Annotated in this window: 17 protein-coding genes; all 17 read left to right on the top strand. The window is 42.7% G+C overall.

The genetic code is table 11. The features are described from left to right. The first annotated feature begins 10 nt into the window (after positions 1-10). The 17 genes from EEL30_00945 (at position 11) to EEL30_00865 (ending at position 17,846) form a co-directional block, all read left to right on the top strand. Entirely contained in the window at positions 11-568 is a 558-nt protein-coding gene (locus tag EEL30_00945; protein QDX91078.1) for a hypothetical protein, read from the top strand. Further along, positions 561-2,252 (top strand): DNA packaging protein, encoded by a 1,692-nt coding sequence (locus EEL30_00940; GenBank protein QDX91077.1) that lies wholly within the window; start codon positions 561-563, stop codon positions 2,250-2,252. Before EEL30_00945 ends, EEL30_00940 begins: the two co-directional genes overlap by 8 nt. Positions 2,253-2,269: 17 nt before the next feature. Further along, positions 2,270-4,441 (top strand): phage head morphogenesis protein, encoded by a 2,172-nt coding sequence (locus tag EEL30_00935; GenBank protein QDX91076.1) that lies wholly within the window; start codon positions 2,270-2,272, stop codon positions 4,439-4,441. 112 nt (positions 4,442-4,553) lie between these two features. Continuing rightward, positions 4,554-7,460 (top strand): hypothetical protein, encoded by a 2,907-nt coding sequence (locus tag EEL30_00930; protein ID QDX91114.1) that lies wholly within the window; start codon positions 4,554-4,556, stop codon positions 7,458-7,460. 12 nt (positions 7,461-7,472) lie between these two features. Next, entirely contained in the window at positions 7,473-7,820 is a 348-nt protein-coding gene (locus EEL30_00925; protein QDX91075.1) for a hypothetical protein, read from the top strand. Next, entirely contained in the window at positions 7,804-8,331 is a 528-nt protein-coding gene (locus tag EEL30_00920) for a hypothetical protein (GenBank protein ID QDX91074.1), read from the top strand. The genes EEL30_00925 and EEL30_00920 overlap by 17 nt, the downstream gene beginning before the upstream one ends. After that, the gene (locus tag EEL30_00915) at positions 8,331-8,735 is read left to right on the top strand and encodes a hypothetical protein (GenBank protein QDX91073.1); all 405 of its coding nucleotides are present in this window, start codon (positions 8,331-8,333) and stop codon (positions 8,733-8,735) included. Before EEL30_00920 ends, EEL30_00915 begins: the two co-directional genes overlap by 1 nt. Next, entirely contained in the window at positions 8,735-9,298 is a 564-nt protein-coding gene (locus tag EEL30_00910; protein ID QDX91072.1) for a hypothetical protein, read from the top strand. The genes EEL30_00915 and EEL30_00910 overlap by 1 nt, the downstream gene beginning before the upstream one ends. After that, a complete protein-coding gene (locus EEL30_00905; GenBank protein ID QDX91071.1) occupies positions 9,295-9,825 on the top strand; it encodes a hypothetical protein in 531 nt (176 codons plus the stop codon). Before EEL30_00910 ends, EEL30_00905 begins: the two co-directional genes overlap by 4 nt. Before the next feature lie 11 nt (positions 9,826-9,836). Further along, positions 9,837-11,366 carry a phage tail protein gene (locus EEL30_00900; protein QDX91070.1) on the top strand — a complete coding sequence of 510 codons (1,530 nt, stop codon included), beginning with the start codon at positions 9,837-9,839 and terminating at the stop codon, positions 11,364-11,366. After that, positions 11,366-11,800 carry a hypothetical protein gene (locus EEL30_00895; protein ID QDX91069.1) on the top strand — a complete coding sequence of 145 codons (435 nt, stop codon included), beginning with the start codon at positions 11,366-11,368 and terminating at the stop codon, positions 11,798-11,800. Before EEL30_00900 ends, EEL30_00895 begins: the two co-directional genes overlap by 1 nt. A 12-nt stretch (positions 11,801-11,812) precedes the next feature. Further along, positions 11,813-12,160: a hypothetical protein gene (locus tag EEL30_00890; protein ID QDX91068.1), complete on the top strand. Its 348-nt coding sequence runs from the start codon at positions 11,813-11,815 to the stop codon at positions 12,158-12,160. 315 nt (positions 12,161-12,475) lie between these two features. Beyond that, a complete protein-coding gene (locus EEL30_00885) occupies positions 12,476-15,370 on the top strand; it encodes a phage tail tape measure protein (GenBank protein QDX91113.1) in 2,895 nt (964 codons plus the stop codon). Continuing rightward, positions 15,370-15,966, top strand: coding sequence for a LysM domain-containing protein (locus EEL30_00880; protein QDX91067.1), 597 nt, complete (start codon positions 15,370-15,372; stop codon positions 15,964-15,966). The genes EEL30_00885 and EEL30_00880 overlap by 1 nt, the downstream gene beginning before the upstream one ends. Continuing rightward, positions 15,959-17,101, top strand: coding sequence for a hypothetical protein (locus EEL30_00875; protein ID QDX91066.1), 1,143 nt, complete (start codon positions 15,959-15,961; stop codon positions 17,099-17,101). Before EEL30_00880 ends, EEL30_00875 begins: the two co-directional genes overlap by 8 nt. After that, a complete protein-coding gene (locus tag EEL30_00870; protein ID QDX91065.1) occupies positions 17,098-17,451 on the top strand; it encodes a hypothetical protein in 354 nt (117 codons plus the stop codon). Before EEL30_00875 ends, EEL30_00870 begins: the two co-directional genes overlap by 4 nt. After that, entirely contained in the window at positions 17,448-17,846 is a 399-nt protein-coding gene (locus EEL30_00865; protein QDX91064.1) for a DUF2634 domain-containing protein, read from the top strand. The genes EEL30_00870 and EEL30_00865 overlap by 4 nt, the downstream gene beginning before the upstream one ends.

Genomic DNA, 17,846 nt, shown 5'->3' with positions numbered 1-17,846 from the left:
AGAATTTCAAATGGCAAAGATACGCAAGGTTAAGAAAAAGCAAATAAGAGGGCTGCTAACCCAGCGTCCAGAACAACCGAATTTAAGGCATGGCGTATTCCCGTTTATTAAATCTGGAGTACATCCCTGCAATAAGTGCATTAAAAAAGAGGTATGTCCACGATTCCAAGAAGACTCAGACTGCGCATTCTTGGCTGAGTACCAGGATCAAGTAGAGTATGCGGTAATGGACATTGATATCATTTCCGAAGCAGATAGACCAGTCGCTCAAATGCTTGCCAAGCAATTGGCTGTACTTGCTCTATGTGAGATGTATTTTGCCAAGGAAGGCATGGTCATACATGAGAATCAAAGGGTTGAGGCACAGCCTTTACTTAATTCCTATAACACATTCATGCGTTCAGCTATGCAAACCATGCAGGGGCTTGGGCTTGGTCCTTCTGCACGTTCTAAAATTAACATGGACCGAATGACGACAGTCAGAATGATGAGGGAGCTAGGGGTCAATGATGGTGAACAGAAGCCGAAACAAGTAGAAAACGAAGGTTACGGTTTTCTAGATGAGTAACATTACTTTTGCGAAAGAAATCCTGAAAAAGATTAGTGATTTAGCAAAGAAGAATCCTCTTGAAGGAGAAAAGGCTTCTGAAATACTAAGGAGTTTTGAACAGTTCTCGGAGAAGTGTCTCAAGATAAAAACAACAAAAGGAGTTATCTTGCCATTTGTTTTGAATACAGCTCAACGCAAATTAGCGAGGGGGATCTTTGAAGCTATATCTAAAGGTAAAGCAGTTCGAATCATTATCCTTAAAGCCCGTCAATTAGGATTTTCTACCCTAGCGGAGGCGATTGTGTATTATCTTACTTCTCTTCAAGAAGCCAAAAACTCTTACATCGTTGCTCATGAGGATGAGGCTGTTAACAACCTGTTCGATATGTTCAAGTTGTATTATGAGATGGTTCCGACAGTCTACAAGCCCATGAAAAAGCACGACAACAGCAAAAAGCTTACCTTTGAAAATCCAACGTCATTTGAATCTGATAAAAAACGTAATCCTGGATTGAAATCGAAAATTACTGTTGCATCTGCTGAGAAGAAATCTCTCGGACGTTCTGGGACGATTCATTACTTGCATATCTCGGAGCTTGCGTTCTGGCCTGAAAATAGACAATCAAAGCACATGCTGTCATTGCTACAAGCATTATCAGATGCCCCAGGAACATTGTGTATCATTGAGTCCACAGCAAACGGTATAGGAGAGTATTTTCAGCAGATGTGGGAAAGAGCTGTAAACGGTAAAAACGACTATACCCCCATATTTGTCGCTTGGCACGAAAATCCCGATTATGCTGAACCGTTTAATACAAGCGCTGAGAAGAAACTTTTCGAGGAGAAACTTTCGACAGACGAAATTGAGCTTAGAAAACGATTCAACCTCACGTTAGAACAATTAAAATGGCGACAAGTTACAATAAAAAACAAGTGTGGAGGCGATCCGAAGTCGTTCCAACAGGAGTACCCTGCGTTTCCAGAGGAAGCATTTTTAGTTTCAGGTAGATCGAGCTTTAATCAAGAGCAGGTCAACAAGGATCTGAATAGTGCACGAATCCCAATAAAAACACATAATGACGGTGATATTTGGGTGTGGGAAGAACCCATAGAAGGTGAGTTATATGACGCGGGGGCTGACGTGGCAGAAGGTTTAGACGATGACGATCACGACTCCTCAACGTTTTCTATTCGTAAAAGGAGCACAGGAGAAAAGGTAGCTGAGTGCCAATGCAAAGAGGAACCTTTTCAGTTTGCTAACATCCTGGATGAGTGGGGTCATAAGTACAATAACGCTTTGTTAGGCGTTGAACGGAATAATCACGGACATGCTGTATTAGCAGTACTCATTCACAATCATGATTACCCTAACCTTTATTATCACGCCGATTACGATTCTAAGACGAAAGAAATGCAAAGGCGTCCTGGGTGGCCAACTACACCAAAGACTCGTCCCATTCTCGTAGAAAACTATCGACAAGACTATAAAGAGGGTGAAATTGATGTGCCGTCCAAACGACAGCTGTCCGAAATGAGGACATTCATCAAGAAGAACGGTAAGCATCAACATCAAGTTGGCTGTCACGACGATATCTTGATTGCAGATATGATCTGTTGGGAGATGCGAAAATACACACACAAAGGGCAAATAAAGGCCTATGGCTTCTCAATCATGCCTGACTTAGACTCATTATTCGCATAGCAAGGAGGTGAACAGGCTTGAGTATCGCTTCAAAAATAACTAACAAGGTGTTTGATTACTTTGGATACGAGAAAAAAGGTATTGGCAAAAGCGATGAAGTGAAAAGAATTTCTAATTCAGAATCACCACAAACGTATATATTTGATCAATTTAATGTGTCTACGGATCGCATACAAATCATTCGTGAGGTCCGAGAACTTTTCAAAACAGAACTACGGTTCAGGATAACGAACCTGCGTTTAGGTGCTGATGCCACCCGTGGTGGATGCAAGGTAATCGTCCAAGGTAGTGAGGCTCATCGTAGCCATATGAAAATGCTAGGAAAAGCACAACCTAAGAGGCTTGTCCCTGGTGCGAATGTTGCCCAACAAGTTATCGATGATTTCATGCGGCGCACTAAGCTTTCCTCGAAATCAAACGAACATATACGGGTGTTACTACGTGATGGAGATATTTTTTTGAACGCAGTGGTTGATCATGTTAGAGGACTTATTTTAGATGTTGTCAGAGCACCTGCATTGACGATGAAGCGCAATGCTGATGAATATGGGATATTTACAGATCCAGAACGAGCTTTTAGTCAAATCGACCCACGTACACAGATCAATTCATTTCTGGAAATTGGTCCACCCTCTGTTTCAAGAGGAGACTTTGCCCTGTACCAGATGAATCATATTCGGTGGATGTCCGATGAAACAGAACTTTACGGGACTTCTCATTACGCAACTGCTAGGAAACTCTATAGAAAGTTAGATAAAATGGAGACGGCAGCAGCCGTACGCAGGGAATTTCGATCTGTTCAGAAGAATAGTCACAAGTTGCCTGATGGAACGAGTATTTCTGACGCATTGGAGTACGCAAAGCAAAACCGATTGGTCGATGATCACGGTGATCCGACTAAAAATTCTCACCTGCTGAGTGATTTTTTCGGTACAGCAGATGTAAAAGCTGTGCAAGGTGATGCAAACCTGTCAGAAATGGCTGATATCGAATATTTTGACGATCTAATATGGTTAAATCTCGGTGTTCCAAAAGCTATTTTAACAAGTGGCCAGAACTTGAATAGAGACATCTTAAAGGTGCAGTACCCACAGTACCTTCAGTCTCTGGACGATATGACAGACTTACTAGAATACGGAGACATCGGGCCATACAGTGGTTATCGAGGCTTAATAGATTTACAGCTACTGTTAGCAGGCATTAATCCTTCTTCTATTGCCTACGATGTTGTTTGGAGTACAAAGACAACCGAAACAGCGTTAGAACGCCTAGAGCGTGTACAGAGAGCGCGTGGTGCCAATGGTGGCGATACCCTTGTTACAAACATCAAAGCTATTCAAACAATCGCGAGTGACTTCGATATTGAAGACCCAGTGGAAATGGCCATGATGATTGAAGAGGAGAAGGCTCGCAATGTCGCCTTGGTAGCCAAGTCACTTCCACCTAAAGAAGATGTGAAACTTGACGAAGAAAAGGACAAACAAACGATCACGGATGTGGCGTTAGAAGATCGATCAAAACTTAAAGAGGTTGAAGTCGAAGCGGAGGAGACAGTCCTTCGTTTTTTTAATGCCGTAAATAAACGTCTTGCCAGCTATGAGGCTGATGAAGGAGTAACGGACTCTATCATTTTGGATTATGCCGAGGATGAGATCCTGAATGCATTTGAAGAAACATGGGAAGCTGAACAAGGTAAGCTTCAGCTGTCGTTGGTCAAAGCAATGACTCTAGCTGGTGTGATGGGCGCAGAAAAGGCAACATCACTTCTTACAACAGAGATCAAGCCACGCATCGTGCGAAGTGACATAAGAGAGGATCTACTTCAGCAATCTGCCGAACGAATTAAAGGCATGGAAGAAACGACCATGAAAAGAATTCGTGAAGAGTTGGCAAACGGCTTCGAAGAAAACCTTGGTTGGCGTAAGATAACAAAGAGGTTAGAGCCGATCATCATGGATAAGGAAAGAGCCAGCCTTATAGCCAGAAACGAACTAAGCTGGGCTTACGATCGAATGCAAATTCGAACCTATAAAGGTGCTGGCATTAAGAGGGTCCAATGTGATGAGGTTTTAGACATGCGCACCTGCGATAAATGCCGAACTAGGCATGGGAAAACATATGACATTGACGACTATCCAGGTCTTGCCCATCCATTGTGCAGGGTTAGTTGGTTGCCAGTGGATGAATAGCAGTTGAAAGGTGGTGGTTTTGTATGATTGGTTTGAAATCAATATCAATGACGTAACGAAAGGGTGAGAAAACGTGTTTACACAGAGATTCAAGGTCAAATTACTGTTTGAAATGAATCTACAGTACTTTGCAAAAGTAGGCTTCACGGCGGATGAAGAACCCATAAAAGATGCATTAACCGATGACCCATTGATGAAACAGATTTTAGAAGCAAACAGCGCTATTGCTCTTCTGACCATAAAGAAAAGTTTGGCCAATACTCCACTAACAGAAGTGGACCGTCGTATTTACTATGAGGCAATGGATGCAAAAGCAAGGGCTGAATTTAGTACTTGGTCCGTTGAAGAAGCAGCAAAAGAGGAAACTGGCGAACAGCAGAAGCCAAGAATGGGTTTTACTGACTCAGTTGAACCACTTTTTTCTGTTTTAGAAGATAGTGCAGAAGATCAAAGAGAACTTTGTTTTTCAAGAGCTGTGCCAATCATGGATGAAGCGGGGAAATCATCAGGTTGGTATCGTCAACCTGTTTCCAAAGTTGACGCAATCAATGGCAACAATCGGCTCTATCCAAAAGCTGTTTATCAGGCGGCCCTCGATTCATTAAAATCTACTAATTTTCCATATGCAGGAGAGCACCCACACCCTCGCTGTTACAAAGGCACAGATGGTAGGGTGCTTTTTGATTCTAGTGTACCTAATCAAGCAGTTGTATTCCGTGACGCCAGCATTGATGCAAGTGGTATCGTCTGGGCTGAATATAAACCTTTGGCTACAGACATGGGAAAACAGGTCCAAGCGATGTTAGATGAAGGACTGCCGATCGGCTTTTCAAATCGTATGACAGGTGACATCATTACAGCCAAAGTAGAAGGCAAGAACGTCGGGGTTGCAAAGAGACTATCTCTATACACTTGGGACATTGTATTGAACCCGGCTGAACCCGACGCCTTTACTACTCCCATTTCTTTAACGGATTCAACCGTAGAAACTATTTTAGATTCACTATCCAAGGAGGATGATAAAATGAAAAAGAATTTCCTTTCAATGTCATTAGTTGAACTACGTACATGGAAGAAACAAAATCCTGGCCACGATGATATAGCGGTATGTGATGCTGCTATCGAAGCTAAGGAAAAAGAACAGGCATTAACGGACGAGTTGGAAGGGCTGCGTAAGGATAAACAACAACGTGAACAACAAGAAGAGGCAAATCGTAAGAAAGAAGAAGCACAGCAAGCATTAACAGATGCAATCAACGCACTTCCGTACGACAAACAAGTAAAAGATGGGCTACTTCAAAAGGGCGCAGCCATTATGGACGCTTCTGAAGTAGCCTCTTTTATTGAGACGGAACAAGCATTTGTTGATGCTATTCAAATAGATAACCAAAAGCAGAATTTAGGCATTCCTTCTGGTCGAGCGGCAATTATCAACCAGGAAGTTCAAGTGGGTGCAGAAGGGCAATCGTGGAGACCTGTCATGGACAATATGATGGCTGCTCTTGACGACCGACTGAGATCAGTGGATCGAAATTTTAGAGTTGATAGCGAATTGCGTAAAGCCAACAAAGAAAACTTGGATCGTGTCCTAGCTAAGATGGAACGAGACAACCACGAGCAATATCGTCGTCACATGAACGAATTAAACGATGCAGCTCAGACTTTCCAGGGCGGAGCCATTACTGATAGCGCAATGAGTAAAACGGGTGACTTTGCCCAAGCATCGTTAATTTCTCACGCTTTTATGTACCAGGTATGGCAAGATTTGAATTTTGCACAATTAGTCATGGCGGAACCTTTCTCTGGATCAACCTATAGAATTCCTGTTGAGTTCCAAGGTCATGATTTGTTTACACAGGATGATTTTGTGACAGGCGAATACGATGGTATCACAACTGAGGGCGTTGAAACGTTCTTGCTAGAGTTCGGTGGAGAGTGGCTAAAACGAGGTACGGTTCTTTCTAAAGAAGCTCAACACGAATTACAGACAGGACCATTAAGTTATGATGCTCTAGCGCGCAATCTAGCAAACCTTGCATCACGGTACCAGCGAGTTATAGATCAAAAACTTAGTCTCGAAATGTTACATGTTTCAGATGAGTATGGTGCTATAACCGTTAAGGACGAGAAAGCAGCGGCTACTGAATTTTCCCCATCTGCTGGTAAAGTTCCCATCGGTTCAAACGCAGCCTTTGTATTAACTTTACTTTGTGGAAATAGCGCTGGTACTCAGTTTAAGCAAGTGCCCCCAATTGTAAGACCTCGTGCAAAAGTATGGTTGGATCAATCTGGACGCAAGCAGTCAGCTATGGTTAATGATATCGTGGTTAAGCTTGGTAGCACTGTATTAAAACGCGGTACATGGGACCCGATCAAAGGTCTTATTAATAACGGGGACTATGCCATTGATTTTGAAAATGCTAAAGCATACTTTACAGCCTCATCTGGAGTAATCGAGTCGGCCTTGCCTACTATTAGCTATGCATACGCAACAAACGTATCTTTCTTGGACATAACCGTACCTGCATCGTATAACGGTCGTAGTTCTTTGTATTTTAATAAACTATTAGAGCAACTAGACTACGAAAAAGCTTACATGGGCAGTGCCCCACGTTACGTTACGCCTGACTTTGTACTTGGTAGCCTGAATGCAATGGTTAACTTTAAAAATGCTGAACTGTTCTATAAGTGGGCAAGTCCCGAAGGAACAAATCTTTTGAAAGGCCAAATGTGGTTCGCTAATCGTAATGGATTGGAGATCGGCGAAATGAACACACCATGGGTAGCAGGTGATCAACGTTTACTCATTGGTAAAGTGAATTCGACCCGCCTTGGTATTGGTAGCCCTATGTCCATCGAAGGACCTGAGCCGTATTTTGATCCTAAGAATATGAAGATCACTTCTGCACGCCAGTACTTTGCAACTGAACAAGTAGCAATTGCCACACCTCTTGTCATTGATGATGCTGGAAATACCTACAATCCGCCATATCGCACGATCAAATTGTTCAATAGCTAGGGGGTAATAATTATGAAGTTAAATACAGGTTGCTCATTTCTTCATCCGTTAACGGGCCAGATGATTCACCCTGGCCAGTCTTACGAGGAGCATTACACTCAACCGATTCCCACTGAACTGGAAGAAGTGGTGAAAAATGAAATCGATCCTGCCAATGAAGCCACTCCTGATGAAGTAGTAGCCCAGGAGTTTCTTACGTTAGAGCAATTCGACAAATTGGATGCAGTCAAACAAAAAGAAGTGCTAGTAGAAAATCTAATTGTTTCTGTCGAGGACGCAGACGCGGTTAGCAATAAAGAAAAACGTCTGCAATTGTATAAGCAGTTCTTGGAGGCGAATACACATGATGGAGCTAGTTGATAAGTTACGCTATGAGCTAGGAGACATGGAGGAGCCCTTTTTCTATTCTAACGATGACTTAATCAGTAGATTGACAGAAGCACTTTACGATTATTCTCGTTACCGTCCAAGAAGACGAAAGGGCTTGATAAAGCTAGTACCAGGTGTGACAGAATACGAGCTTCCAGAAGATTATCAAACATGGATAGAAGGCTTAGCGGGGTATGAGATTCTTGATCGCACCCTGATAACTCCTTCAACACCTGCTGGCCATTCTGAACTAAGGTTTCATTACTACGCAGACCATACAATTGAAAGCTTATCAGTAAGAGACCATAGAATTTTACTAGATTACTGCATGGCGAAGATCCTATATGAGATTGTTCGTGAGGGCGCAGAGATCAGCGGCTTAAAACTGGGCAAAGGCCTTCAAATTAGCTTTGATAACTTTGATAAAATCGCACAGGAAGCAAATTTCCGCCAGAAACGTTATGAACAATCGGTGAAGAAGCCCATAGGGATGTGGACGTAATGAATGCCTCAAAGTTGGCCAAGAAAATCAAAAGAATTATTGATCGTCACATCAAGCAAAAAGGCTACGAGGTAGAAGCTGTCTTGCAAACATTGACGGGTGAAAAAATGTCTAGCGGGCTATCTATTATCGATAACGATCTACCCGAACCCATAAAAGAGACGATCAAAATAGTCGTCACAGGTCATTCTATCGATGAGGAAGCTACTGCATTAGGAGATAATCCAATTCAAAAGCTAGACTTTATCTCTATCGAAAAGGGCATAGAATCACCTGAAAAAGTAGTAGAAGAAGGCAAAGTGCTAGTTTATGACGGCAAGCATTTCAACATTATTTTGGCTTCCCCTGCAACCTTAGCCGGTGACCTCATCATAAAAGAATGCCAAGCGAGGTCGATGTCATAATGGGTGATTTTAACGACTTGTATCGAGCGTTAGGTAACATCCCGAATTTGATGGCTAAAGCAGAAAAAAATGCATTGAAGAAAGGCGCATCCATTGTGATGGGAGCAGCCAAAGAAAAGCTCGGTACTTACCAAGCTGGATCTGGTGGATATAAATCGTGGGTAAAGCTTAGACCAGAAACCATTCGAAAAAAACACATGTCCAAAACAAAAGCCGGCGCCCTAACAAGAGCAGGGAGGAAATATATGAAGAAGCATGGTTCTTGGGGAGCTGGCGGAAACGACGATTCACCATTGGTTGATTCTGGTCATTTAAGACAGGCAATCACCACAGATGAAAAGCAAATCAAGAAAGGCGTTGTTTATGTAGGGGTTGCTACTGGAAAATCAAATAGCAAGAAAGGTGATCCAGGTAGTTATGCTGCCACTCATGAATTTGGATTAGAGGCAAAAAACATACCTGCCAGACCTTTTCTGCGCCCTGCTTTACATGAGAATAAAGCTAAAATTAAAGAGATAGCTAAAAAAGAAGTGGTTAAACAGATAAGGAGGCTTGGGCATTGAGAGATCCACTAGTTTCAGTTTATACTGCCCTTGAAAATGCCATAAAGACTGTTCATGGTTCTGGATTTCTCGTGACTGATGATATCCCTAACCCTATTGAGACAAAAAAAAGAGTGCTTCCTGCCGCCAATATCACGCATGTTAGCGGCACATCTGAGAAAGCTCTCATGAGGGAACACGAGCCACACGGTATTCTTTCAAACGGCAACGGAACCTTTACAGTGGGTACAGAGTCTGTACGATTTGAATACCTCATTCAAGTGTCTTTTTTTGCTGAGCGACCAAGCCAGGCACAACAACTATCAACTAAGTTCCTAGCCTACATCGAAACAGAAAACGAAATAGTCATTCCGGAAGATAAGTGGGGGGACCTTGTGCAGATATTCATTACTTCCCCACCTCTGCCACCACGTGGTGAACCTAATCTCTACCAAGTGGATGCGACTTATCAATGTACAGGAAAGCTGATAGTGGAGGAGCAAGTCAACGCTATTGATGTATCTAAATTTAAGCCAAAATTAACGTAAGGGAGCTGGTCTTGTTGACCATGTTACGCGGAGTGACTTCGCTACAGGATTACCCACCTGGGTTATATGTAAACGAACTGCCTGTACCTCAAAGCGAAGAAGTAAGTACATCACACTTTATCTTAGGCTTTATCGGTGAATTTGACCGAGGCCCGATTGATAAATACATGTTGATTTCTGAAACACCATCCAAGCGGTTAGCTGAAATTGCTGAACCCATTCTTGGGCCATATACAAAGAAACATGCTGGCAATCAACTGCTGGACCACTTGAACCACGCAAGAATTAAAAAGGTTGCGTTTGTACGTGTACTGGGTAGTGGGCATCAAACGGCTAGTCTACAACTCAAGGATCGCGAGGACAAAGATACTGCACGCATCTATCCAAAAGCCGGTCCAGGTGAATACGCAAATATTTTCACTGTTGAAGTGCAAGAAGGAACGAAAGCAAACACCTTTAAGCTGATCTTGTGGTCGGACTTAGGCGGGTTTGAAACTTACGACAACCTATCTAAGAATCAAGATGATGCTCGTTACGTGGAGAAAGTAATCAAATCCACTAGCGAGCATTTTGTGTATGAAGACGTCAAAGAGGACAGCGATTTTGATACAACACGACCAATAGTAATGGCTAAAACCCAATTAAAAAATGGCTCAAATGGAGCACCTATAACAGATGCAGACCGAATCGGTACATTTGATCCAGGTACTGGTGTTCGAACTGGTCAAAAACTGCTAGGAGTCATCGGTAGCATCGTGACAGACGTTGCCCATATCAACTACTCCAGCCCAGAGGTAGATAAGTCATTAATTTCTCTTGGTGAAAAGCATAACTTTATTGCTTACACGGGGACAAAGAATGCTCAAACGATAACGGATGCCTCTGAATATCGAGAACAATTTGATAGCGACTTTGGCCAAATGGTCTACGGCTATTACAACTCTACGACTGGTCAACGTATTTCTGGTAGTTGCCTTTCAGCTATCGCCCATGTAAGAGGACAAATTGAAGACTCTGGTCTAGCCGTAGAATGCAATTGGATTGTTGGTACTGATCAGGAATTGGAATTTGAAGACTACCAGGAGCTCTTTAACAACCAGATAGCAGCGTTTCAACTCAAGCCATCTGCCAAAGGTGATGGATCTTATGCCTGGCGCATGGCTAACGACTATACACTCGCTAAAAACGATGTAGCCGGCAATCCTATTGCGGACAACGAGAATCGAAAAGTAAATCGTCGTCGTCTGAATAGCTGGATCGAAAAGCAACTAGAAGCTGTAGCCGCACCATGGCAAGGTAAAGCGATGACCAAACCGATGAGAGAAGCAGCAGACATGCGCATTCGGACATTCTTTGATAATTTGGTGCAACCAACCAATAAATTAGAGACAAGTAAGATCGAAAGCTACTCTATTCGATTTGATTCCAAAGCACGATCCATTGACCAATTCATCCAAGAGTTGAAAGTCAAACATTACAATACAGCCGATTGGATTCTGTTGAATTATCAAGGCGGTACAAACGTGGAGGTGGATGTTTAATGGCAGAGGCGGGCTTACTTGGTAAAAAGCTAGTAATTGCACTGGCAGACGACAACGGTAGGGTATTGGAAAAGTCACCTGAAATACTAAAGTGGTCTGAAGAAGTAATTACTACCGAAGAAAAAAAGGCACCTATTGGTGAAGAAAGTGAATGGCGTCAAGTCATGCACAGTGGATGGAAAGGCTCTATCAGTGGTCAAGATACAAACGGTGCTTACGATGCTATTGTCGATGCTCAAATTAAATACCAAGATGAGACAGGAGATTCCCTGTCTTTTCTTATTTTTACGACTCGGGTCTATAAAGATGGCACAGTGAAAAAGTACAAGTTTACCGATGTAACATTCGATGGCTACAAAGCGGATGTCGATGGGAACAACAAACCGATCAACAATTCAATCAACTGGCACGCTACTAAGCGTGTACCACTATAGGAGGAATTAAACATGGAAAAAGTACTATCAACAGGTAAAAAAATTACTCTTCGTAAAAAGAAAGGCCCGCACCACTTTATTGAACGTAATCTTCTTTCTACCGTGCAAGGGGAAGGTGGAGCAAATCTTGGTGGAATTACACTAACAATCTTAGTCAAGGCAGTAGTTGCTATAGAAAGCGTAGATGGGGAGAAAGTCAAAATTCCTGAAGATCTTACTGGACTCCTTGAATTCATGGCTAGCTTTGAATATGAGGAATGGGACGAAGTAGAAAAGGTGGTACTAACTCCGGAAGAGAAAGCTAAACTTGAGGAAGCGGCAAAAAACTCACTGAACAGTCCTGGTTCAGAAACAGAGTAGAGCTTGCTTTAAATACCGGGGCTGGAATTTCATTAACTGAATCAATGGAAATGGATGATGTGACACTTGCAGCTACTATGATAATTTCAAGCGAATGGTTAGAAAAGAATCCTCCGGTGCGACTTTAATCGGAGGATTCCTATATCTATGGATGTTACTTGAGGAAAGTAACAATTTAACTCGTGATCGCCAATACGCGGTCTTTTTTTGTTGGAGGTGATTTAAGTGAGTACTATTCTTGACTTAGCTATTGCTGTCTCGTTGGCTGATCATGTATCTACGGGTGCACAAAACGTGATAGGTCAGTTCCGCATGATGGATCGAGCTACGCAGGAAACACAAAAGAAAATGGAGTACTTTAAAAACCTTGGATGGGTAGGTGCATCAATCGGAGCAGCTGGAGCAGCGGGTTTGTATGCCCTTCAAAAACTTGCTGATAAAGCTGGGGACGTACAAATGCAACTAATTCAGTTAGGAGGAGTGTACGGCTTAAATCTGGATGATTCTCAACTTGTAGACCTTGAAAAGAAAGCACAGGATCTATCACAGCAGACCCTGTTCTCCCAAAAAGAAGTACTTGGAATTGATCTAGAGCTCGCCCATGCTGGTATCTCTAAAGACGTATTAAACGACGTTTTGAAGGAGTCGACCTATTTAGCAGAAATTGAAGTAGGTATGGGGAAATCTGGTTCAGCAGAACGATCAGCGTACAACTTTGCGCGTATGGCCGAGGATGCAGGTATCACAAACGACTTAAAAAGGATGCAAGAGTTTGCCGATACGATGAACCGCGTTATTAACGTAACGCATGCTAGCTCTGAAAGTCTAGGGGAAAGTTTTAAATACAGCATGCCTGTAGTTAAACACCTTGGTTGGACAGAACAAGACAACTTGTTGGCTACTGCAATGGCTGCCCGAGCAGGCGTGGAAGGTTCAATGGCAGGTACCCACATTAAGGATTTTGCCGAGCGAGTAAATCCTTTTAAGTATTTGAATACAAAAGGTGGCCAAAAGCAGTTAGCTGCTATGGCAGAAGCAGGTTTGTTAGAAGGTATTAAAGAGGTTACTTCAAAGGGTGGCGCAAAAAAAATTGTAGGATTTGATAATGCCGCACTATTAGAAGATAAAAACCACATTAAAAGCTATGCTGAAATGATAGATATTCTCCACAATAAATACGAAGTTTTTAAGAAAAAAAGTAGTAATAGCACCAAGTTTATATCGCAAACATCTGCTGATGATCTTAAAAAAATTCAAGAATCAGCTAAAAGTATGACTGGAAAAGCATTTTCAGGTGGTGACCTTGAATGGGCTGCCATGATGAATCATATTTTTGGTGAGCAAGGCCAGGATTTTGCCATAATCTCAAGTCATACGGAGATGTTTCAAAAGCTAAAAGGACAAATGGAGCAACAGAAACACTTACACGACCAAATAGATACGATCCGGCAGAGCTTTGTCGGTCAAAAACACGTTGCGTCTGGGCAATTAGAAACGATTGGCTTGCAAATCGGGAAGCCGATCATGGAAATGGTGATACCAGCCTTTAACGTTTTAACTGAAACTCTTGCGAAAGTAATTAAATACTTAGATGATAATCCGGCTGTTACAAAATTTATGACCACAATGGCAATGGGCACAAGCATCTTTTTGATACTAAGCGGAGCGGTTCTTGTTACCGTTTCAGCATTTAAAGGAATGCAACTAGCTCTCCAAATGATGGGGATTGGTTTTAGATCCATTCTATTTTGGGGTGGAGGAATTACTCTTGCTATAGGCGCTATTGCAGGGGCAGCGTATCTAATTTATGAAAATTGGGATACGTTAAAGCCTTATGCAGAGGCTGTATGGAAAGGAATAAAAGAGTCCATATCTCCTGTGGTCGATTGGCTCAAAGTAAATGTAGTTCCGGTTTTTAAAGCTGTTGGCGACTCGTTAGAAGAACAGTTTAAGCGGATAGAAGGATGGATAAGTACAAATAAAGGAAAAATAGAAAGTTTCCTTGGTTTCACGCGAAAAAGTGAAAAAGTGGGTAACGATCCAGAAGGAAAAGAAACATTGTCATGGAAGCCACCTGGTTGGCTAAAAACAGCAGGAGGAATAGGGGCGCTATTTATAGGCGGTAAAGCCCTCGACAAGACTGTATCGACATTAAGTAAGCTAAGAGGGGTAATGAGCGCTGTAGGTAGAATCGGGGGTCCTGTTAAGTTTTTTGCCGCATGGGTACAGGGTAAAGTTGAACTTAAACTGTTTGGTGGTCTACTAACTAAAACCTTTGGCCTTCTCAAAAAAATACCTGGTGTATCAGGAATTACGCGAATCGGTACCGCCTTTTTTGCTGTAGGCAAACGAATGATTGGTATATTTCCCATCATCACTCGCTTCGGAGGTCTGTTCGCTAGAATTATGGGGTCGAATGCAAAGCTAATTGGAATAGGGCTTTTGCAAATTGCGAAACTAGGCGGAAGTTTTACTTGGTTGGCTGCTCGTGCATTGTGGATGGGTGGACGTTTTGCATTAGCTTGGATAATTGGACTAGGACCAGTTGCATGGATTATAGCCGGAGTTACAGCTTTAGTGGTAGCTGGTATAGTGGCTTGGAATACCAATTTCTTAGGATTCCGAGACAAAATGACTGCCTTGTGGCAATACATTAAAGAGAAAGCATCGGCTGTATGGGACTGGTTATCTTCTCTACCTTCTGAAGCGGTTCAATGGGGTGAAAACTTAATGAAGATGCTAGCTCAAGGCATAACTAACGGAATTGCTTGGGTACAGAAATCAGTTGAAGATGTTTCCGAAACCGTTAAGAATTTCATTGGTTGGTCCTCTCCAACAAAGAAAGGGCCTGCTTCGAAATCAGATAAATGGGCTCCTAATTTAATGAAAATGCTCAGCTCAGGCATTACTGATTATCTTCCACATTTAGAGTCAGCGGCGGGGTCAGTGGCAGATACTTTACGTCGTAACTTGAATGGGTCTATTGAAGTTCAGCCCAACCTCAACAGTAGAATCTCTCAAAATAAAAGTTCTGGATACAGCGACAAAACACAACTACCAGATTTACATTTCAATATCTATCAACAACCAGGAGAAGATTCCGAAGCATTAGTTAAACGTATTAAACGTGAAGTCATGAATGAGCTTGGCCGATCTACTCAAAGAGCGAACATGACTATGGGACGCGGTGCGTTTGGAGGGATTAACTAATGAAAGTTGTCCTTGGAGGAATAGAATTAAAAACGTTCGAAAAGCCAGATGAAATACCATTAGGTGGACAACAAACATTAGCTATTAATCGATTCCCTGGTGGGGATGTAAGTATCCAAAATATGGGACCACAATACCGGCCGATAACCTGGACTGGTATTTTTATTGGTCCGGATGCTTACGATCGGATGATACGGATTGGAAATATGCGAACGGCTGGAAAACAGATTATCTTTGAAACGGAAAAATATTCGCTACCTGTGGTTATTAGCGAGTTTTCACCAGATCACAAGACAAATACGCGAATACCCTTTTCTATTACGTTAGAACGGGTCATTTCCCAAAAGGGTAGTGGCAGTTCTCAAAAAAATGATCCCATTGCAAAAGCAGTACAAGCCGTAGCGAAAAGCAAATCGTCTCCTGCACAAAATAAACAACCTGCAGGTAAAGAAAAATACACCATCCAAAAAGGAGATACACTTTCAGGTATCGCCCAAAGAAAGAAGAAAAAATGGGAAGACATCTACAATAGTAACAAAAAGGTACTGGTGAACGGCCCTCATAAACTTACGCCAGGATGGGTGATCTATGTTTAACAATCCATTAATCAATCGCTCAGGCCCATTCCGACCTACAGGAACCCCTATCGTAAAAATCACAATCAATGGAAAGCCGGTACCCCACTGGCTTTCTTTTCGTGTGGAGCTAAATGGGCTAGGGTCTGTCGACAATTACGAGGTGACTTTACCGTGGGAAGTAACAGAGCAATTGCCCGATCACGAGCTTCTATATAGCGGTCCTAGCAAGTCGTCACCACTTGTAGCAGGACCTGCAATTGTCGGAATTGAGCTGGGGTTTGAGGGAGAGGGCGCTCTACAAAAGCTTATTGAAGGTGACATGGACTACCCCGTTTGGAATTTCGCTGAAGGCGAGACTGTGACCATTACAGGCAGATCGTATGGAGCAAGGGCTTTTGATTTTAAGGAATCTATTAAAATGCAAAACTTAACGGCCAGTGCGGCTTTTAAAAAAATTGCTGCTCAACACAACCTTAAACCGGTGGTACCTGTGGCAACAGATACCTTTATTGGTGAGTATATCGGAGAAGACCATGCCAATGCCAAACGGGAAGTATCCCATTGGGATTTTGTTTTGTACCTTGCACAGAACGAAGGATTTACCACACACGTTCGGGGAACAGAGTGGTATTTCGGACCACGTGAAAAACTACCTAACTATATGTTAGAACCTGTCATCTTTACATGGGGTCATAACATTAAACCCGGGCTTCAGATCGAACGGGCTCCAAAGGCTGCTAGAAACTTAATCGTTGAGATTATTTCGTGGATACCTGGTAGGGCGAAGAAAAAGGGCAAAGGAAATCTCAAAGGACAGCGGATTGTAGAAAAAGCCTCTTTTGCAGGATCATCGTCCGGAGAGAAAAAAACGCTTCGCTACTATTATCCAAACGTCACACGAGATCAAGCTCAACGTCTGGCCAGAAAAAAACTAGAGGAGCTTTCCAAGACACAGGTCTACGGCTCCTTTCAAACAGATTGGTTTCCAAATGTGCAGATCGATCGGCGTATTTCCTTGAGAGGGGTAGGCACTGGCCTATCTCAAGATTACTTTACATCAAAGCTAACAATCTCTGGACAAGTTGATTCAGGGATAGAAGCCGAGATTGATTTCACCAATTTGGAAGCGGAAGACGGGGGTAACTTTGGATGAGTAGATTTTATTCGGAACAACAGGAATCAACTAGACGTTCTTTACCAGAATCCAGTTTGTCCTTCGCGGTCATTACAGGGGTCAATGAAGAAGAGCGCTTGCTAAAAGTCGTTTTGGAACCCTACGGCAATGAATCCGGATGGTGTCGCGTGTTAAAAGACACTTTCTATCCCATACCAAAACACAAAGACCACCCCGATCCAGATGGAGTACACACACATGACGAACATGATCCTCAATGGCCATACAAACCAGGACAGGAAGTATTGGTGGGCGCTATTACTGGAATGGGCCATGAGCAGTACGTTGTACTTGGACTAATTGATCAAGGGGCGGTGAGCGACCAATGACGGACTTTGGAAATGACGTAATGATCGCAAATGGCGAAATCGTTTGGAACGGTGACGAAATTGTCATGGTGGAAGGCGAACGAAACGTTTTACAGCAAGCGTATCTACGATGCATGGCAGATTTAGGAGAGAGTTCATTCTTTCCTGAGTACGGCAGTACGTTAAGAGGTTATCTGGGCAAGCCATTTACAAAAGAAAATAAGTTAGCAGCTAAGATAGCAGCCGAATCCGAAGTCACTCAGCGCTTATTGATGGTAGGTGACGGGTGGATTGAGGAAGTATTACGATGTGACGTTTCCTTGGTTAAAGTCGCTGAGCAAGACATGATCTTCGTACAAGCAACGGTGCGGATACGCGGAGAAGAAACACCTCAAGAGATGGAATGGAGATTCTAA

Origin of the sequence: Brevibacillus laterosporus (assembly GCA_007833815.1) — a bacterium.
In the GTDB taxonomy this organism is placed as follows: Bacteria; Bacillota; Bacilli; order Brevibacillales; family Brevibacillaceae; genus Brevibacillus_B; species Brevibacillus_B laterosporus_D.
Note: the sequence above shows the minus strand (reverse complement) of the source record. Positions and strands in the feature narration are given on the sequence as shown.